Origin of the sequence: Micromonospora mirobrigensis (genome assembly GCF_900091555.1) — a bacterium.
GTDB lineage: Bacteria > Actinomycetota > Actinomycetes > Mycobacteriales > Micromonosporaceae > Micromonospora > Micromonospora mirobrigensis.
The window spans coordinates 521159-538948 of sequence record NZ_FMCX01000004.1 but is presented as its reverse complement, the minus strand read 5'-3'; the positions used below and the strand labels follow the sequence as shown (position 1 = coordinate 538948).

17 protein-coding genes are annotated in these 17790 nt (G+C 71.9%); 12 read left to right on the top strand and 5 right to left on the bottom strand.

The genetic code is table 11. The annotated features are described in order from the left end of the window. Positions 1-4: 4 nt before the first annotated feature. The 6 genes from GA0070564_RS17085 to GA0070564_RS17060 are packed head-to-tail and all read left to right on the top strand — an operon-like array spanning position 5 to position 7630. Positions 5-2065, top strand: a complete 2061-nt coding sequence (locus tag GA0070564_RS17085) for a bifunctional aldolase/short-chain dehydrogenase (protein ID WP_245670075.1) — start codon at positions 5-7, stop codon at positions 2063-2065. Then, positions 2062-3480: a rhamnulokinase gene (locus tag GA0070564_RS17080; RefSeq protein WP_091609615.1), complete on the top strand. Its 1419-nt coding sequence runs from the start codon at positions 2062-2064 to the stop codon at positions 3478-3480. Before GA0070564_RS17085 ends, GA0070564_RS17080 begins: the two co-directional genes overlap by 4 nt. Beyond that, positions 3459-4193, top strand: coding sequence for a (Fe-S)-binding protein (locus GA0070564_RS17075; protein WP_091609614.1), 735 nt, complete (start codon positions 3459-3461; stop codon positions 4191-4193). The genes GA0070564_RS17080 and GA0070564_RS17075 overlap by 22 nt, the downstream gene beginning before the upstream one ends. Continuing rightward, the gene (locus GA0070564_RS17070) at positions 4190-5614 is read left to right on the top strand and encodes a lactate utilization protein B (protein ID WP_091609613.1); all 1425 of its coding nucleotides are present in this window, start codon (positions 4190-4192) and stop codon (positions 5612-5614) included. The genes GA0070564_RS17075 and GA0070564_RS17070 overlap by 4 nt, the downstream gene beginning before the upstream one ends. Further along, positions 5611-6216 carry a LutC/YkgG family protein gene (locus GA0070564_RS17065; protein ID WP_091609703.1) on the top strand — a complete coding sequence of 202 codons (606 nt, stop codon included), beginning with the start codon at positions 5611-5613 and terminating at the stop codon, positions 6214-6216. Before GA0070564_RS17070 ends, GA0070564_RS17065 begins: the two co-directional genes overlap by 4 nt. Next, positions 6206-7630, top strand: a complete 1425-nt coding sequence (locus tag GA0070564_RS17060) for an L-fucose/L-arabinose isomerase family protein (RefSeq protein ID WP_091609612.1) — start codon at positions 6206-6208, stop codon at positions 7628-7630. Before GA0070564_RS17065 ends, GA0070564_RS17060 begins: the two co-directional genes overlap by 11 nt. A gap of 741 nt (positions 7631-8371) precedes the next feature. On the opposite strand, the gene GA0070564_RS17055 is transcribed toward GA0070564_RS17060, so the two are convergent. Then, complete coding sequence (locus tag GA0070564_RS17055; protein ID WP_091609611.1) at positions 8372-9028, bottom strand: response regulator; 657 nt, start codon at positions 9026-9028, stop codon at positions 8372-8374. Continuing rightward, entirely contained in the window at positions 9025-10053 is a 1029-nt protein-coding gene (locus GA0070564_RS17050; RefSeq protein ID WP_245670074.1) for a sensor histidine kinase, read from the bottom strand. The genes GA0070564_RS17055 and GA0070564_RS17050 overlap by 4 nt, the downstream gene beginning before the upstream one ends. Positions 10054-10347: 294 nt before the next feature. Here GA0070564_RS17050 and GA0070564_RS17045 point away from each other — a divergent pair, with 294 nt between their 5' ends. Continuing rightward, on the top strand, positions 10348-10824 hold the full coding sequence (locus GA0070564_RS17045) for a DUF6326 family protein (RefSeq protein WP_091609702.1): 477 nt from the start codon (positions 10348-10350) through the stop codon (positions 10822-10824). 336 nt (positions 10825-11160) lie between these two features. After that, positions 11161-11598, top strand: a complete 438-nt coding sequence (locus tag GA0070564_RS17040) for a hypothetical protein (RefSeq protein ID WP_141714794.1) — start codon at positions 11161-11163, stop codon at positions 11596-11598. A gap of 107 nt (positions 11599-11705) precedes the next feature. Here GA0070564_RS17040 and GA0070564_RS17035 read toward each other — a convergent pair whose 3' ends face one another. Then, on the bottom strand, positions 11706-12596 hold the full coding sequence (locus GA0070564_RS17035) for a hypothetical protein (protein WP_141714793.1): 891 nt from the start codon (positions 12594-12596) through the stop codon (positions 11706-11708). Positions 12597-12940: 344 nt separating this feature from the next. Further along, entirely contained in the window at positions 12941-13783 is an 843-nt protein-coding gene (locus GA0070564_RS17030) for an aldo/keto reductase (RefSeq protein WP_091609607.1), read from the bottom strand. Positions 13784-14024: 241 nt separating this feature from the next. On the opposite strand from GA0070564_RS17030, the gene GA0070564_RS30235 reads away from it, so the two are divergent. Together GA0070564_RS30235 and GA0070564_RS17025 are read left to right on the top strand one after the other, a co-directional pair. Further along, positions 14025-14153 (top strand): hypothetical protein, encoded by a 129-nt coding sequence (locus tag GA0070564_RS30235; protein ID WP_281182166.1) that lies wholly within the window; start codon positions 14025-14027, stop codon positions 14151-14153. A gap of 261 nt (positions 14154-14414) precedes the next feature. Then, positions 14415-14978, top strand: a complete 564-nt coding sequence (locus GA0070564_RS17025) for a DinB family protein (RefSeq protein WP_091609606.1) — start codon at positions 14415-14417, stop codon at positions 14976-14978. A 74-nt stretch (positions 14979-15052) separates the two neighbouring features. On the opposite strand, the gene GA0070564_RS17020 is transcribed toward GA0070564_RS17025, so the two are convergent. Next, complete coding sequence (locus GA0070564_RS17020; protein WP_091609605.1) at positions 15053-15658, bottom strand: TetR/AcrR family transcriptional regulator; 606 nt, start codon at positions 15656-15658, stop codon at positions 15053-15055. 72 nt (positions 15659-15730) lie between these two features. Between GA0070564_RS17020 and GA0070564_RS17015 the strand changes: the two genes are divergently transcribed. Both GA0070564_RS17015 and GA0070564_RS17010 read left to right on the top strand, forming a co-directional pair. Continuing rightward, positions 15731-16999 (top strand): FAD-binding oxidoreductase, encoded by a 1269-nt coding sequence (locus GA0070564_RS17015; protein WP_091609604.1) that lies wholly within the window; start codon positions 15731-15733, stop codon positions 16997-16999. A 4-nt stretch (positions 17000-17003) separates the two neighbouring features. Next, positions 17004-17744, top strand: coding sequence for a MerR family transcriptional regulator (locus GA0070564_RS17010; protein WP_218104943.1), 741 nt, complete (start codon positions 17004-17006; stop codon positions 17742-17744). Positions 17745-17790: the final 46 nt, after the last annotated feature.

The window sequence follows — 17790 nt, the reverse complement described above, 5'->3', positions numbered from 1 at the left end:
TCCGTTGACCCGACCACAGGAGATCGCCGTCATGCCCGACACCCACCCCACCGTCGACCTCATCGCCCGATCGCACCGGCTCGGCGCGGATCCGCAGGTCACCAACTTCGCCGGGGGTAACACGTCCGCAAAGGGCACCGGAACCGACCCGGTGACCGGCGAGCCGACCGACCTGCTCTGGGTCAAGGGCTCCGGCGGCGACCTCGGCACCCTGACCGCCGACGGACTGGCCGTGCTGCGGCTCGACCGGCTGCGGGCGTTGGCCGACAACTACCCGGGGGTGGCGCGGGAGGACGAGATGGTCGCGGCGTTCGACCACTGCCTCTTCGGCCGGGGCGGGGCCGCACCGTCCATCGACACCGCCATGCACGGCCTGGTCGACGCCCCGCACGTCGACCACCTGCACCCGGACGCCGGGATCGCCCTCGCCACCGCCGCCGACGGGGAGGCGCTGACCAAGGAGATCTTCGGTGACCGGGTGGTGTGGGTGCCGTGGCGCCGCCCCGGCTTCCAGCTCGGACTGGACATCGCGGCGGTGGCCCGGGCCCACCCCCGGGCGATCGGGGTGATCCTGGGGGGCCACGGCATCACGGCCTGGGGGGCGGACAGCGCCGAGTGCGAGGCGCGCTCCCGGGAGATCATCGCCACCGCGACGGCGTACCTGGTCCGGCACGGCCGGCCGGAGCCCTTCGGGCCGCTGGTGCACCCCCCACTGCCGGAAGCGGCCCGCCGGGAACGGGCGGCCGCCCTGCTGCCGGTGCTGCGCGGCCTCGCCTCCACCGACCGGCGTCAGGTCGGGCACTTCACCGACACCGACGTGGTGCTCGACTTCGTCGGCCGGGCCCGGATGCCGGAGCTGGCCGCCCTGGGCACCTCCTGCCCGGACCACTTCCTGCGCACCAAGGTCCGCCCGATGGTGCTCGACCTGCCGCCGGACGCCCCGCTGGACGAGACGGTGAGCCGGCTGCGGGAACTGCACGCCGCCTACCGGGACGACTACCGGGCCTACTACGAGCGGCACGCCGACGCCGACAGCCCGCCGATGCGCGGCGCCGACCCGGCGATCGTCCTGCTGCCGGGGGTGGGCATGGTGAGCTTCGGCGCGACCAGCCAGACCGCCCGGGTGGCCGGCGAGTTCTACGTCAACGCCATCAACGTGATGCGCGGCGCCGAGGCGGTCTCCCGCTACGCCCCGATCGACGAGGCCGAGAAGTTCCGCATCGAGTACTGGGCGCTGGAGGAGGCGAAGCTGCGCCGGATGCCCGCACCTCGACCGTTGGCCACCCGGGTCGCGTTCGTCACCGGTGGTGGCTCCGGCATCGGCCGGGCGGTGGCGCACCGGTTGGCCGCCGAGGGCGCCTGCGTGGTGGTCGCCGACCGGGACGCCGCGGCGGCCGCGACGGTCGCCGCCGAGTTGGGTACGGGCGACGTCGCCGTGGCGGTGGAGGTGGACGTGACCGACGCGGCGGCCGTGCGGGCCGCGCTACGGGCGGCGGTGCTGGCCTTCGGCGGGGTCGACCTGGTGGTGAACAACGCCGGGCTGTCCGTCTCGAAACCGCTGCTGGAGACCACCGAGGAGGACTGGGACCGGCAGCACGACGTGATGGCCCGGGGCTCCTTCCTGGTCGCCCGGGAGGCCGCCCGGGTGCTGATCGACCAGGGCATGGGCGGCGACCTGGTCTACGTGGTAAGCAAGAACGCGGTCTTCGCCGGCCCGAACAACCTGGCGTACGGGGCGGCCAAGGCCGACCAGGCCCACCAGGTACGGCTGCTCGCCGCCGAACTGGGCGGTCACGGCGTCCGGGTCAACGGCGTCAACCCCGACGGGGTGGTACGTGGCTCCGGCATCTTCGCCGGCGGTTGGGGTGCCCGCCGCGCCGAGGTGTACGGCGTGCCGGAGGAGCGGCTCGGCGAGTTCTACGCCCAGCGCACCCTGCTCAAGCGGGAGGTGCTGCCCGAGCACGTGGCCAACGCGGTCTTCGCGTTGACGGGCGGCGACCTGACGCACACGACGGGCCTGCACATTCCGGTGGACGCCGGGGTGGCGGCGGCGTTCCTGCGATGAGGTCCTTCGCCGCGGTGGACCTCGGCGCGTCCAGCGGTCGGGTGATGGTCGGCCGGGTCGGACCGTCGACGGTGCGGCTCACCGCCGCGCACCGGTTCCCGAACCAACCGGTCCGCGCCGGCGGCACCCTCTACTGGGACATCCTGGCGCTGTACCGGGAGGTCCTCGACGGCCTGCGGGCGGCCGGCCCCCTCGACGGGATCGGCGTCGACTCGTGGGCCGTCGACCACGGCCTGCTGGACGCGTCGGGCGCGCTGCTCGGCAACCCGGTGCACTACCGCGACGACCGCACCGCCGGGGTGCCGCAGCGGATCGCGGCGACGATCGGTGACCACCGTCGGTACCAGGTCACCGGCCTGCAGAAGCTGCCCTTCGACACCGCCTGCCAACTAGTCGCGGCGCGCGGCACCCCGCAGTACGAGGCGGCGCGGCGGATGCTGCTGATCCCCGACCTGATCGCCTACTGGCTCACCGGCGAGGTCGGCGCGGAGTACACCAACGCCTCGACGACCGGTCTGCTGGACGTGCGGACCCGCGACTGGTCCGGGCCGCTGATCGACGACCTCGGGCTCCGGTCGTCCCTCTTCCCGCCGCTGCGCCGGCCCGGCTCGTTGATCGGCCGGTACGAGGGCGTTCCGGTGGTCGCCGTGGGGTCGCACGACACGGCCTCCGCGGTCGTCGGGGTGCCCGCGGCGGACGAGCGGTTCGCCTACATTTCCTGCGGCACCTGGTCACTGGTCGGGCTCGAGCTGGCCGATCCGGTGCTCACCGAGGAATCGCGGGCCGCCGACTTCACCAACGAGGGCGGCGTCGACGGCTCCATCCGCTACCTGCGCAACGTCACCGGCCTCTGGCCGTTGCAGGAGTGCATGCGCGAATGGGGTTCGCCGGACATCACGGCGCTGCTGCGGGCGGCGGCGGCGCAACCGCCGTTCGGCGCGCTCGTGGACCTCGACGACCCGATCTTCCTGCCCCCCGGTGACATGACCGGCCGGCTGGTCCGGGCCGCCGGGCTGCCCGCCGACGCCGGACCGGGTCCGGTGACCCGGTGCATCCTGGACAGCCTGGCGCTCGCCCACCGCCGCGCGGTACGCCAGGCGCAGCAGCTCGCCGGCCGCGACGTCGACGTCGTGCACATCGTCGGCGGCGGCGCCCGCAACGCCCTGCTCTGCCAGCTCACCGCGGACGCCTGCGGGCTGCCGGTGCTGGCCGGCCCGGTCGAGGCGACGGCCCTGGGCAACGTCCTGGTGCAGGCCCGGGCGGCCGGGGTGCTGCACGGGGGCCTGCCGGCGCTGCGGTCGGTGCTGCGCGAGACTCAGCAGATCGTGCGCTACGAACCGCGCCGCGCAGAGGTCGGCTGGGCGGCCGCCGCCCGGCGGGTGGAGGAGGTGAGATGCGGATCGCGCTCTTCGTGACCTGCCTGGCCGACACGATGTTCCCGGCCGCGGCGAAGGCCACCGTGCGGCTGCTCGAGCGGCTCGGCCACGAGGTGGTCTTTCCGACCGGGCAGACCTGCTGCGGGCAGATGCACATCAACACGGGCTACCAGGCGGACGCGCTGCCGCTGGTCCGCCGGCACGTGCGGACCTTCGACCCGTACGACGTGGTGGTCGCGCCGTCGGGCAGCTGCGTCGGGTCGGTGCGGCACCAGCACGCGATGGTGGCCGCCGCGGCCGGCGACCGGTCGCTGGCGGCGCGCGCCGAGTCGGTCGCCGGGCGGACGTACGAGCTCTCCGAGCTGCTGGTGGACGTGCTGGAGGTCGAGGACGTGGGCGCCTACTACCCGCACCGGGTCACGTACCACCCGACCTGCCACTCGCTGCGGGTGCTGCGGGTCGGCGACAAGCCGCTGCGGCTGCTGCGCCGGGTCCGCGGGCTCGACCTGGTCGAGCTGCCGGCCGCCGAGCAGTGCTGCGGATTCGGCGGCACGTTCGCGGTGAAGAACGCCGACACCTCCACGGCCATGCTCGCCGACAAGATGCGGCACGTGCTCGCCACCGGCGCGGACGTCTGCACGGCCGGCGACGCGTCCTGCCTGATGCACATCGGCGGAGGCCTGGCTCGCCTCCGGGCCGGGGTACGCACCGTGCACCTGGCCGAGATCCTCGCGTCCACGGAGGCGTCATGACCTTCCTCGGCATGCCCGCCCGCGCCCCGCGCGGCGTCGGCAACCTGCGCGGCGACGAGTCCTTCCCGGACGCCGCCCGCACCGCCCTGGCCGACCCGCAGCTGCGCCGCAACCTGCGCCACGCCACCACCACGATCCGGGGCAAGACCGACCGGGTCACCGCCGAGTTGCCGGACTGGCAGGAGCTGCGCGCGGTCGGGGCGGCGCTCAAGGCGTACACCATGGCTCACCTGCCGGAGCTGCTCGAACGGCTGGAGGAGCGGGTCACCGCGGCGGGCGGGACGGTGCACTGGGCCGCCGACGCCAACGAGGCGAACCGGATCGTCACCGAGCTGGTCCGGGCCACCGGGCAGCAACGGGTGATCAAGGTGAAGTCGATGGCCACCCAGGAGATCGGGCTCAACGAGGCCCTGGCGGCGGCCGGCATCCAGCCGGTGGAGACCGACCTCGCGGAGCTGATCGTGCAGCTCGGGCGGGACCGACCCAGCCACATCCTGGTGCCGGCGATCCACCGCAACCGGGCCGAGATCCGGGAGATCTTCCTGCGCGAGATGCCCGGCGTCGACCCGGCGCTCACCGACGACCCGCCGGCGCTCGCCGCCGCCGCCCGCCGGTACCTGCGCGAGACCTTCCTGAGCACCCCGGTCGCGGTCTCCGGCGCCAACTTCGCGGTCGCCGAGACCGGCACCCTCGCGGTGGTCGAGTCCGAGGGGAACGGGCGGATGTGCCTCACCCTGCCCGAGACCCTGATCACCGTGATGGGCATCGAGAAGGTGGTGCCCCGCTGGCGGGACCTGGAGGTGTTCCTGCAACTGCTGCCCCGCGCCTCCACCGGGGAGCGGATGAACCCGTACACCTCGATGTGGACCGGGGTCACTGCGGGCGACGGGCCGCAGGCGTTCCACCTGGTGTTGCTGGACAACGGGCGCAGCGCGGTGCTCGCCGACCCGGTCGGTCGGTCGGCGCTGCACTGCATCCGCTGCTCCGCCTGCCTCAACGTCTGCCCGGTGTACGAACGGGCCGGCGGGCACGCGTACGGGTCGGTCTATCCGGGCCCGATCGGGGCGGTGCTCTCCCCGCAGCTCACCGGTGTCGAGGACAACGCCTCGCTGCCGTACGCCTCGTCGCTCTGCGGGGCCTGCTTCGACGCCTGCCCGGTGAAGATCGACATTCCGGCGATCCTGGTGCACCTGCGCAACACCGCGCCGCACCCGAGGTCGGAGCGGGCCGCGATGGCCGCTGCGGCGTACACGATGGACCGGCCGGTGCTGTACGCGGCCGCGCAGCGCGCCGCGAGGCTGGCCCGCATCGTCGGCCGGCGGGGTCGGGGCCTGCCCCCGCCGCTGTCCGGCTGGACGGCCAGCCGGGACCTGCCGGATCCGCCCTCGCAGACGTTCCGCGACTGGTGGGCGGCGCGATGAACTCCCGCGATCTGATTCTCGGCCGCATCCGCGCGGCGATCGCCGGGGACGCCCCGCTGCCCACGGTGCCCCGCGACTACCGCCGCGGTGCCGAACAACCCGACCTCGACCTGCTTGTCGAGCGCCTCGCCGACTACGGCGTGGTGGTCCACCGGACGAACGACGTCGCCGCCGCGATCGCCGCGATCCTGGGAACGGGGCAGGTGGTGGTACCGCCGGGTCTGCCGCCGCACTGGCTGCCGTCGGGCGTGCGGGCCCTGGTCGACGACGGCCTGCCCACCGACCGGGTGGCGGCGGCCGACGGGGTGGTGACGGCGGTCGCGGTCGCCGTGGCCGAGACCGGCACGATCGTGCTGGACGCCACACCCGACCAGGGCCGCCGGCTCATCTCCCTCCTGCCCGACCTGCACGTCTGCGTGGTCCACCCGGAACAGGTGGTCTCCTCGGTGCCCCGGGCGCTCGACCGGCTCGACCCCCACCGGCCGCTCACCTGGATCAGCGGACCGTCGGCCACCAGCGACATCGAACTCGACCGGGTGGCGGGCGTCCACGGCCCGCGCACCCTGCACGTGATCCTCACGGAGGCCCCTCATGATCACTGACCTGCTCCCGCCGCGACAGCGCCGCAGGACCCGGATCGGGCTCGTCGCCGGTGGTCTCGGTACCTACTGGCCGCAGTTTCCGAATCTGCTGCCGCAACTGCGGGAGTCGGCCCGCTACGTCACGTCCCGGTTCGTCGAGATGGACGCCGAGGTCACCGACGCCGGGTTCGTCTCGGACGCCCAGGAGGGGGTGGTCGCGGCCGAGAAGCTGCGACAGGCCGACTGCGACCTGATCGTGCTCTTCCTGACCACCTACCTGACCTCGTCGATGGTGCTGCCGATCGCGCAGCGGGCCAACACCCCGGTGCTCGTCATCGACCTGCAACCCACCGAGCGGATGGACCACGCGACGTTCGACACCGGCGCCTGGCTGGCGTACTGCGGGCAGTGCCCGCTGCCCGAGGTGGGCAACCTGTTCCGCCGGGCCGGCATCCCCTTCCGGTCGGTCACCGGCTGGCTGCGGCAGGAGTCGGCGTGGACGCGGATCGGGCAGTGGGTACGCGCCGCGCACGTCCGCGCGGCCCTGCGCGACGCCCGCCACGGGCTGATGGGCCACCTCTACCCGGGCATGCTCGACGTCTCCACCGACCTCACCCTGCTGCCGACCACCTTCGGATCACACGTGGAGGTGCTGGAGTTCGACGACCTGCGGGAGCGGGTTCACGCGGTGACCGACGCCGAGGTGACCGAGCGGATGGAACTGGCCCGGAAGATCTTCGTGCTGGACGACTCCGTCGACGAGGACGACTTCGCGTGGGGCGCCCGGGTCTCCGTCGGCCTGGACCGGCTGGTGGACGACTTCGACCTGGACAGCCTCGCGTACTACCACCGCGGCCTGGGCGGCGAGCAGCACGAGCGGCTGGGCGCCGGCATGATCCTCGGCGCGTCCCTGCTGACCGCTCGGGGCGTACCCGTCACGGGGGAGTACGAGCTGCGGACCACCGTCGCCCAGCTCGCCACCCAGGTGGTCGGCGCAGGCGGGTCGTTCTGCGAGATCCAGGCCCTCGACTTCGTCGACGGTGTGGTCGAGATGGGCCACGACGGGCCGGCCCACCTCGCGGTCAGCGCCAAGCAGCCGTTGCTGCGTGGGCTGGGCGTCTACCACGGCAAGCGTGGCTGGGGGGTCAGCGTCGAGTTCGACGTACGGCACGGGCCGGTGACCCTGCTCGGCCTGGGCCAGGACCGGGACGGCTCGCTGTCGTTCATCGCCGGCGAGGGCACCGTCGTCGACGGGCCGCTCCTGGCGATCGGCAACACCACCAGCCGCGTCGACTTCGGGCGTGACCCGGGCGAGTGGGTCGACGACTGGAGCGCCTCGGGCGTCGGTCACCACTGGTCGTTGTCGTTGGGGCACCGGGCGGCCGACTACCGGGCCGCGGCCAGCCTGCTCGGCATCGACTTCCGTCAGGTGTGACGGACAGGCAGCTCCTGCCGCCGTCTCGCCGAGGACGCGGACTCCTGCCACGCTGACCGCCGGCACCACGCCGTGGAGTGCCAGCCGTTGAGGGCCGCCGCGCCGGTCTGACCACGCCTGGCGGAGCATCTGGCGGATTCGCAAGGAGTGGGGCGGCGGCCCGAGTACCGCCCGTGCGGGGAGGCGACGTAGCCCCGGAGGGCCAACGCGCGCCGTCGGTCGCCGTTGCGCTGTCACGCCGGGGGCGATGGCAACCTCGTTCCCCGAGATCGGCGACCGTCCCGAGGCGCTCTCCGCGGCCGCGTCGTACCGGCTCGACGACGCCCAGTTGGAGCGCGTCGCGTCGTACGGTGTCGCCGAACAGGCCGCCACACCCTGCACTACCTCGTGGACCAGGCGTCCGGGCCGCAGGCGGCGACCTTGGGCAGACTTTGGACGATAAAGGCAGCGGTGGATCCCGAGAACGTCTTCCACCAGAACTTTCCGGTGGCTGTCCCGTAGCTCACCAACCTCGTCGCCGCCCTGCAACGAGGCTGGAGACCACCCACCCCGACCGCGGCGGCGGCACCGAGCACCGGTACACATGACCGCGACACCGCAGGGCGCAACCTGTGTAGGAGGGGGCAGCCACCGGACATCCGACGGTGCGCCGGCATGCCCAGCCAACCGCCCGAGGTGAGTCACTCGCCTTGTTCGGCCCCCCGGCGCTCCTGCTCCCGCGATTCGGGTGTGCGGCACCGATCAGATGTGGACGCGGCGTGTCTCGTAGGCCCACATGACGATCTCGACGCGGTTGCGGGCGTTGAGCTTGCGCATCAGGGCGGCGATGTGGGTCTTGACGGTGCTGAGGCTGATGGACAGCTCATCGCCGATCTCGCTGTTGGTCCGCCCGCGAGCGGCAGCCAGCAGGACCTGTTCCTCGCGAGCGGTCAGCGGCTCGACAGGCTCAGGCGGCACCGGGCGCGAGCGGCTGTTCGCGAAGGAGGACAGGAGCCTCGCGGTGATGTTCGGTGCGATCAGGGCGTCGCCGCGGGCGGCGGCATGGACGGCCTGGGTGAGCATCTCGGCGCCGGCGTCCTTGAGGAGGAAGCCTCGGGCGCCTGCCTTCAGCGCGCCGTAGACGTACTCGTCCAGGTCGAAGGTGGTGATGACGACGACGGCCAGAGGATCGGTGACGTCGGCCCCGGCGAGCTGGCGGGTGGCTTCGATCCCGTCGACCTCGGGCATGCGGATGTCCAGCAGGCAGACGTCGGGACGTAGCGAACGGGCCATGGCGATCGCCCGGCGGCCGTCGGCGGCCTCGCCGACGACGGCGATGCCCGGTTGGGCGCCCAGGATCATGCAGAGCCCTGCCCGGACGATGTCCTGGTCGTCGGCGACCAGCACGCGGATGGTCATGACGCGCGCGCCGTCCGAGGCAGGGAGGCGTCGACGCTCCAGCCGCCGTCCGGGTCAGGTCCTGCCCGGAGGGTGCCGCCGAGCAGGTTCGCCCGCTCGGCCATGCCGCGCAGCCCGTAGCCGGCGTGCGGGAAGTTGGTCGCACTCGTCACGCCGTCATCGCGCACTCGCAGGTGCACCCGGCTGCGGGAGGAGGTGACGTCGACGGTGACACCGGTGGCGCCGCGGGCGTGGCGGGTCGCGTTGGTGACCGCCTCGGCGGCGATCAGGTAGAGGGCGGTACCGACTGCTGGCTCAACGGCCTCGACGTCACCGGAGACCTGCACGCGGACGCCCAGCACCTCGCCGCCGGGACGAGCGAGTCGTTCGACGTCCCCCACCCCTCGCCGGGGCGCGAGATCGGCATCCGTTCCGTCGCGCAGCACGCCCACGAGGGCTCGCATCTCCTTGAGCGTCCGGGACGCCTCTTCCTCGATGGTGACCAGGGTGGCCAGCGCGCGCTTCGGATCTGCGGCGGACAGCGCGCGACCCGCCTGTGCCTGGACGGCGATGGCCAGGACGCGGTGGCCCACCGTGTCGTGCAGCTCGCGGGCGAGTTCGTTGCGCTGGTGAAGCCGCACCTGCTCGATGTCGCGGTCGCGGCTCCTGGTGCGGTAGCGCACCGCCGCGCCCAGCGCGGCCGAGAACAGGAAGAAGCCGTAACCGGCGACCTTCTCCGCGGGTGAGGTCGGGTCCGCGACGAGGGTGACGGGTAGCCAGATGAGGATGATGCCGAGTCCGAGGGCAGCCTCGCGACCTGCCCCCCAGCGCAGCAGGGCGTAGGGCAACACCAGCAGCCCTGCGGTGCCCAGCAGACCGGCGGTGTCAATGACCGCGATCCTCGCGATGTCGAACGCGAGAACGGCTCCGAAGGCAACGGTGACCGCGGCCAGCGGCCGCGTGCGTCGCCACAGCAGGCACGCCGCGACCACGACGCTGACACCGACCAACAGCGGCGCCCATGCCGTGTCGTCGCGCAGCAGCATCTCGACGAGTGAGATCGCGACAAGAGCCGAGGACAGCGCCCAGTCCCGCCAGACCCGCGTCGGCGGGTGTGCGGGGCGAGGCTCAGCCCAGATCCCAGCAAGCATGCTTCCCCCCTCTCCCGGACAACGTAAGGGGGCCGCCGCTCGGGCGGATCAGTCGAAAGTACGGCGGATGTCCCGTGCCCGGGGCCGGGACAGCTCAAGCCCGCGAGCGGAGGTGGTGCCCGTCGACGCTGGTCATGCTGAGGACATCGAGTGAGCCGACCTGGCTGACGCCAGCACACAGGAGACGTGATGACCAGAACCGACAGACCAACCGGCGCGCTCCAGGAAGCGCACATCCCGGTCCAGGCGAAGCTCGCCGCGGCCTGGGCCAGCTTCATGTTCCTCTACATCTACGTCGACTACCTCGCCCTGTACAAGCCCGGCTTCATCGACGACATCCGGGGTGGCGTCGTTCACGAGTTCGACACCGGCCCAACCTTTGTCGCCCTTGCACTCACGCTCGTGGCCATCCCGATCCTCATGATCATGCTCTCCACGACACTCCCCGCCCGGGTCAACCGCGCCACCAACCTCGTCGTGGCAACGCTCTACGTCCCCGTCTCGGTCTACAACGCGGACGGCGAGTCCTGGACCTACTCCTACTTCTACGGCCTCTCCATCGGACTCGAGCTGCTGCTCCTGGCCCTCATCCTGCGCGCCGCATGGACCTGGCCCCGGACCATCCGAGCCACCGCCGGCCGCGACCTCGCCCAGGCCCGGGTGTGACGCTCGAGGCAGGCCCGGTGTGCGGTGTCGGTGGCAGCGCTCCGCCAACAGCGACCGCGAGCAGCGGCACGATCCAAAGCGGGACGGCGCCGACGCACAGCACCACGGAGTCGACCGCCCCGTCGGCGAGGACGGCGTCGGCCGCTCTCGGCCAGCGGTTGAACATGCCTCGGCGCACTGGATCAACGTAGCTGCGTCCAGGGCTGCCGTCGCCGTCCAGCAGGGAGACGGCGACGGCAGCCCGGCGAGGTGGGGGAGCGGCCGAGGTGATCCCGTTGCGAGTCGGTTGGGTGGGGTGTCTCGACCATGTCATAAGTGCGCCGTAGCCTCGGCCTCATGCCGGACATCAAGGACCTCGAGCCGCTGATCGGTCGCTGGCACCAAGTCGTCGACGCGCCGCGGCACCTCGAGGCGAAGGTCGAGGGCACGATGACGCTGGAGTGGCTCCGTGAGGAGAAGGTGATCCTCCAGCGCTCGATCGCCGAGAACCCGATGTTTCCCGAGGGCGTCGTCCTGATCATGGCCGCCAAGGAGGACGCCGAGGGCGACTTCACCGCGCACTACTTCGACTCGCGCGCGGTGGCCCGCGTACTCCACATGAGCTTCCGGGACGGCGTCTGGAAGTGGTGGCGCTACGCCAGGGATCCTGACGATTTCGATCAGCGGTTCGAGGGAACCCTCTCCGCGGACGGCGAGACGATCGTCAGCTCCTGCTACCTCGTCGAAGACGGGGGGTGGATCCACGACTTCGACGTCACGTACACGCGGATCTGAGGTGTGTGGTGAAGCAGCTCCGACCGGTCGGCGCCCGAGCAGGGCTTCCTGGGCGCTGGCCTCTTCGGCGGGCCCAGACCATGAAGAACGTCGACCCGGGACGTCGATCAGCTCCGCGGCTGGTGCCCCTGTGGTCCCACCAGCCGCGCCGTGACCAGCCTCAGTGGCTGGCTGCTGTTGACGATCTTCTTCATCCGTTGCCACGCCGCTCGGGCCGGAGAACCGCTCAGCACGCCACCCAGACCGCCCACACCGCCGCCAGTGGCCGCCCCGCTGTTCTGGGCCAGCTGCTGGGTGGTCTGCTCGAGCTGCTGACCGACCTGCTGGGTGGCTTGTTGCAGCGTCTGCGACAGCGGCCCGTTGGGCCCCAGCGCCTCCTGCGCCGTCTGCCCGACGTGGTCGAGCGTTCGCGCCAGCGGCCCCTGCGGCCCGAGCGCCTGCTGAGCTGTCTGCCCGACCTGGTTCACAGCGGTGTCCACCGTCTTCACCAGGGACTCGATGATCTGCGGGTTGCGCTCGATGGTGCGTAGGGCGCTGTCGAGAATGCCGCGGAGCTCTTCGAGCCTGACCTCGAGCATCGCCTCGGCCTCGACGCCCTTGATGTCGATCTTCACCGTGCCGAGATGCGCCTGAACGCCCACGTCGAGCTGGAGGAGGCTACCCAGGCGGGCTCGCAGTGAGACGGAGGCGTCCAGGTCGTCGACCTCGACGTAGATCTGTTCGACCTTGACCTGCGGGATCTGCAGGACCACGTCCGGGTCTGACATCGTCTTGCTGCTGTGCCCGCCGGCCGGCTGGGGAAGGCCGTGCTCACCACTCCGTGGGGCGCCGGGGCGTTCGCCCGGATCGGCACCCCCGGGCCCGCCGGCGGCACCGGAGCTCTGGCCCCGACCGGCGACTGCCGCGCCCTCTTCCGCGTCGCGCTGCCGATCGACCTGCTCACGCGGCTGCGCGGACGGCTGCCGTTCGCCCATGTCCTGGCTCTCCGGTTCGGCCATCCCGCACTCCTCGGGCCTCGCCTGACATGCGGACCGGATGGAGCCGCCCATCGGTATGTGGCTCCGATCCTCGGCCCGTCCCCGGACCGGGTCGCGGTCTACCCGTGCCCCGACGTGTCAAACGGTTCAGGGGTACGGCCGAGGAGACGGCGGAACAGCTGCGCCTGAACCGAGGGGCCAGGAGGTGAACACCTGCTTCCACCCGCGCGTGTGCTCACGACGACCCCGACCTGCCGGTCGGCGTGCCGGCAGCGACCGGTGATCGCCATGCCGGCCACGACGATCACGCTGACCCTGGCCTGCTCATGTCGTCGCCGAAGGTGTCACCGAAAGGGTCGCTGACGCTACAACATCTCCAGCGGTTGCGGGCCGGTCGGCGGCGGGAACGCCGTGTCGAGTGCCGCCGCGTCCTCCTCGGTCAGCTGCAGGTCGCGCGCTTCCGCGTTCTCCCGGGTGTGTTCGGGGTTGGACGATCGGGGAATGGCCGCGATCCTGTCCTGCCGTAGCAGCCAGGCCAGCGCGACCTGAGCGGGCGTGGCCTCGTGCCGGGCGGCGACCTCCGCGACCTGGGGGTGGCCGAGGAGTCGGCCCTGCTCGATCGGTGAGTACGCCATCACCGGGATCCGGTGCTCGCGTAGCCACGGCAGCAGGTCGTACTCGGGGCCACGTCGGGTGAGGTTGTACAGGATCTGATTGGTCGCGCAGGAGTTCCCACCTGCCTCGAGTAGCTCCGTCATGTCGGAGAGATCGAAGTTGCTCACGCCCCACTGCCCGATGTCACCGGCGTCGACGAGTTCGGTGAACGCCTCGATCGTCTCGGCGAGTGGATGCGTGCCGCGCCAGTGCAGCAGGTAGAGGTCGATGTGGTCGACGCCGAGTCGTTGCAGGCTGCGCCGGCAGGCCTGCACGGTTCCCCGTCGGCTGGCGTTGGACGGCAGCACCTTGTCGACCAGAAAGACGTCGGCGCGTCGTCCGACGATCGCCTCGCCGACGAGTTCCTCGGAAGCGCCGTCACCGTACATCTCCGCGGTGTCGATCATGGTCATACCCAGGTCGAGCCCGGTACGTAGGGCGGCTATCTCGTCCCGCCGCCTCGCGGGGCGCTCGCCCAGGTACCACGTTCCCTGGCCCAGCACGGGCATGGTCTGGCCGGACGGCAGCTCGATGTCGTCCGCAGCGAGGGTCATGGTCGACCTTCCAAGAGCCTGGGTACCAGTGGTCCCCTGCGCTACCCGCTACGACAGGCAGCACACCCTCGTAAGCGCGACCATTTTCCGCGCAGGCTCGCGCTGTGCGGTGGGCAGCTGGCCGGATCATCGCCGATGAGCGACGTCCGCCGGCCTGTCTGCCGGTGCTCGCACCGGGAGGGCGACGGCAAGCGAGCGATGCGTCGCCGGCCGGGCGGCGCCGCGAAGGGAGGCCCCACGCATGGCGCAGAGCCAGCAGCCACTGACCGGCAAGCGAGTCGCCTGCCTCGCCGCCGACGGCGTGGAGGACGTGGAGTACGCCCAGTCCCGGGCCGCCGGCCGGGGAACCAGGCTCATACTGCTGCGGTGACCCCTCCCAGGACCGGAACCGCCGTGATGTCCCACGTCCTCATGGACGGCCCCTGGACGGCTCGGCAAGGCCCGATGTGAGTCGTGCCAACGCTTGGCCGTTGACCTGCATGTTCGACATGCACCGGCGTCGTCCGACGGCACCTTCGAACATTCGGGTCGAAGGCTCTGGCGTGGCGCCCCCTCGGGATACCGGCCCTGATCTCGGGCGGCAGTCCGCAGGCTTGATCATGGCTGGTCCCCGTTGATGTAGCGTGCGGAGATGGCAAGAAGCGAGCGACTCGCGGACCAGCTGGACCGGCACTGGCACAGGAATCTGCGGCCGCGGCTGGACGGTCTTGCCGATGAGGAGTACTTCTGGGAGCCGGTGAGCGGCTGCTGGAGCGTCCGCCCATCCGGCACGTCGGCCGCACCGATGTCGGCAGGTGCGGTGACATGGGCGATGGACTTCGCGTCCCCCGCCCCGGTGCCGGCGCCGGTGACCACGATTGCCTGGCGGCTGGCGCACATCATCGTCTCCTGCCTGGGCTATCGGGTCGGATGGCACTTCGGCGGCCAGGACGTCGACTCCCGGACCTTCGCCTACGCGGGGACGGCCGACGAGGCGCTGAAACAGCTCGACGAGATGTACGGACGATGGAACGCGGGGGTCCGCGAGCTCTCGGACGCTGAGTTGGACGCTCCGCCTGCGGTGGGCCCGGAGCGGTTCCCCATGGAGGGCATCGTCCTGCACGTCAACAGGGAGCTGATCCATCACGGCGCCGAGATTTCCCTGCTGCGCGACCTGTACCGCTGGCAGGACGAAGCCGCACCGCGCCGGGTGTGACGTTCCGGTGGCTGGCGGCTGATCGAGCCGCCATGCGACCGTGGGGTGCAGGGGCCGCGGGAAAGACCCGACTCTCAGCGAAGGGCCGCGGCGGCCCGAGCGACCAGCCAGCGTTCCGATCGCTCGTAGGTCCAGCCGTTGTCGTCGAGCAGCGTGAAGTAGCCGGAGTATCCGAAGTAGAACCAGAGGATGTCCGTCGCCTCCGCGACGTCCATTCCCGCACGCAGGCCACCGACGTCGCGGAGCCGGACGGCGACGGCCTCGACGGCATCCCGGTAGCGCTTCGTGGCCACCCTCAGGTTCTCGGCGACCTCGGGGTGGTGCGGCGCGGTCGTCAGCATCAGCCGCATGATGTCGCCGTACGTCTCGCGCATGGCCCGGACCGTGGCCGCCGTGTCCCGCAGGATCTCGTCCGGGTCGGTGAGGCTCTCCTGTCGGGAGAGGGTCTGCGCCACGATCGGCGCCTGGCTCCACAGGTCGACAAGTGTCCGGATCAGCCCCTGCTTGCCGCCGGTCACCGCGTACACCGTGGCCGGCGCGACCCGGGCCTCCGCGGCGATGTCCTCGATCTTCGTCGCGAAGTATCCGTCGCGGGCGAAGAGCAGGCGCGCCGCCTCGATGATGGCGGTGCGGGTGGCGGCGGCGTACTCGGCCCGGCGGCTCTTCGGTGCTTCGGTCATGGTCAGCGGAGCATAGCCCGAGCCATTTCGTCAGAGTTGGTCTCTAACGAACAGGCGGATACTCTGGCGATCATGAGTGAGCCCCTGACGTCCGGTACGGAGTACGAGGCAGCGCGGACGATCTGGAACGGCGCGGTGACAACCCGACCGCTCGCGGTCCTTCGCTGCGCCACCACGGCCGATGTCCAGGCGGGGATCCGCAGTGCGCGAGAGAAGGGCCTCCCGCTGGCGGTCCGCGGTGGTGGGCACGACTGGGCCGGTCGCGCGCTGGCCGAGGGCGGGCTGACGCTCGACCTGAGCCCTATGCGGCAGGTGAGCGTCGACCCGGCCACCGCGGTCGCCACCGTGGCCGGCGGCGCGACCTCGGCCGACGTCGCCGCGGCCGCGCAGCGGGCCGGCCTGGTCGCGGTCACCGGAACGGCCGGTGCGGTCGGAATGGCCGGCCTGACGCTCGGCGGTGGCTACGGGCCGCTGAGCGGCCGGTTCGGGCTCGCCGCCGACAACCTGCTGTCGGCCGACGTGGTGCTCGCCGACGGCACGCTGGTCACCGCCGACGAGGCGCACGACCCCGAGCTGCTCTGGGCGCTGCGCGGTGGCGGGGGCAACTTCGGCGTGGTCACCTCGATGCGGATCCAGCTGCACGCCGTGCCGGCGATCCTGGCCGGGATGATCATGTTCCGGTTCGACGTCCTGCCGGAGCTGGAGGATTCCCTGCTGCGCGGCCCGGACGAGCTGACCGTGCAGGCCGGTTTCATCACCGCGCCGACCGGTGAGCCGGTGCTCTTCGCCGCACCGACCTGGTGCGGCGACCCCGACGCCGGGACCCGGGTGCTGCACCGGCTCACCGAACTCGGCGAGCCGCTGGTGGCGCAGGTCGGCCCGACCACGATGCCCGACCAGCTCGCCCAGATCGACGCGATGTTCCCGGCCGGCCGGCACGTCGAGATCGGCTCGCGTACCGTCACGGCACTGGACCGTACGGTTCAGGAGGTCCTGCTCGACGCCGCGGCCGCCAAGACCTCGCCGCTGTCGGCGATCTCGCTGCACAGCCTCCACGGGGCGGCCGCCAGGGTCCCCGCCGACGCCACCGCCTTCCGCAACCGGACGCCGCACCTGATGGTCGAGACCATCGCCGTCTGGGAACCCGGAGACCCCGCTGAGGACCAGCACCGGGCCTGGGTGCAGAAAACCGGCTCGCTTCCGGGCGGCTATCCCAACCTGCTCGGTCCGGGCGACGCCGAGCGCACCGCCGCGGCCTTCGGGCCGAATGCCGAGCGCCTGCGCACCGCCAAGAAGCAGTACGACCCGGACCTGGTGTTCCACGCCCCGGGAAGGCTCTGAGGTCGTGCGCGGCACGGGCTGGAGCACCCGGGAGATCGCCCAACTCGCCGGCACCACGCTGCGCGCGGTACGCCACTACCACGACATCGGCCTGCTGGCCGAACCACACCGGCGTCCCAACGGCTACAAGCAGTACGGGGTGGCGCACCTCGTCCGGATCCTGCGCATCAGGCGCCTGACGGAGTTGGGGTTCTCGCTGTCGCAGATCGCGACCATGCAGGACACCGACGACCAGCCGGTGGCGGCCCTGCGCACCCTCGACGCCGAGCTCGCGGCGACCATCGAACGGCTCCAACGGGCCCGCCTCGAACTCGGCGTCATCCTGCGGCAGCCGACACCGGCGGAACTGCCCTCCGGCGTCGTCGCACCGGGTGTCGTGTCGACGATGCCGCAGGCCGACCGGTCGTTCATCGTCGTGCTGACCCGGGTGCTCGGCGCCGACACCATGCGGGCCTGGGCGGACATGCTGCGCAAGCCCGTCACCGACCCGGTCGCCGAACGGTTCAACACGCTGCCCGCGGACGCCGACGAGCAGACCCGCGCGGCCGTGGCCCGGGACCTGGCCCCCTACGTCCGTACCCTGACCGCGGAGAACCCGGGGGCGAGGATCACGAACGCCGGCACCCGGTACAGCGCGCAGTACGTCCGGCAGGCCGTCGGCAAGGCCCTGGCCGAGCTCTACAACCCCGCGCAGTTGGACGTCCTGCGGCGCACCAACCGCCTGTTGTCCGACCCGCACGACTGACCGTCGTGGTCGGGCGGCTGCTCGTCGACAGGCCAGCCGTCGACGC

What these genes read in the sequence shown, in the direction of transcription:
- GA0070564_RS17080 (WP_091609615.1), top strand. Translation starts at nt 2,062, where the DNA reads ATGAGGTCCTTCGCCGCGGTGGACCTCGGCGCGTCCAGCGGTCGGGTG.
- GA0070564_RS17075 (WP_091609614.1), top strand. Translation starts at nt 3,459, where the DNA reads ATGCGGATCGCGCTCTTCGTGACCTGCCTGGCCGACACGATGTTCCCG.
- GA0070564_RS17070 (WP_091609613.1), top strand. Translation starts at nt 4,190, where the DNA reads ATGACCTTCCTCGGCATGCCCGCCCGCGCCCCGCGCGGCGTCGGCAAC.
- GA0070564_RS17065 (WP_091609703.1), top strand. Translation starts at nt 5,611, where the DNA reads ATGAACTCCCGCGATCTGATTCTCGGCCGCATCCGCGCGGCGATCGCC.
- GA0070564_RS17060 (WP_091609612.1), top strand. Translation starts at nt 6,206, where the DNA reads ATGATCACTGACCTGCTCCCGCCGCGACAGCGCCGCAGGACCCGGATC.
- GA0070564_RS17055 (WP_091609611.1), bottom strand. Translation starts at nt 9,028, where the DNA reads ATGACCATCCGCGTGCTGGTCGCCGACGACCAGGACATCGTCCGGGCA.
- GA0070564_RS17050 (WP_245670074.1), bottom strand. Translation starts at nt 10,053, where the DNA reads ATGCTGCTGCGCGACGACACGGCATGGGCGCCGCTGTTGGTCGGTGTC.
- GA0070564_RS17045 (WP_091609702.1), top strand. Translation starts at nt 10,348, where the DNA reads ATGACCAGAACCGACAGACCAACCGGCGCGCTCCAGGAAGCGCACATC.
- GA0070564_RS17040 (WP_141714794.1), top strand. Translation starts at nt 11,161, where the DNA reads ATGCCGGACATCAAGGACCTCGAGCCGCTGATCGGTCGCTGGCACCAA.
- GA0070564_RS17035 (WP_141714793.1), bottom strand. Translation starts at nt 12,596, where the DNA reads ATGGCCGAACCGGAGAGCCAGGACATGGGCGAACGGCAGCCGTCCGCG.
- GA0070564_RS17030 (WP_091609607.1), bottom strand. Translation starts at nt 13,783, where the DNA reads ATGACCCTCGCTGCGGACGACATCGAGCTGCCGTCCGGCCAGACCATG.
- GA0070564_RS30235 (WP_281182166.1), top strand. Translation starts at nt 14,025, where the DNA reads ATGGCGCAGAGCCAGCAGCCACTGACCGGCAAGCGAGTCGCCTGCCTC.
- GA0070564_RS17025 (WP_091609606.1), top strand. Translation starts at nt 14,415, where the DNA reads ATGGCAAGAAGCGAGCGACTCGCGGACCAGCTGGACCGGCACTGGCAC.
- GA0070564_RS17020 (WP_091609605.1), bottom strand. Translation starts at nt 15,658, where the DNA reads ATGACCGAAGCACCGAAGAGCCGCCGGGCCGAGTACGCCGCCGCCACC.
- GA0070564_RS17015 (WP_091609604.1), top strand. Translation starts at nt 15,731, where the DNA reads ATGAGTGAGCCCCTGACGTCCGGTACGGAGTACGAGGCAGCGCGGACG.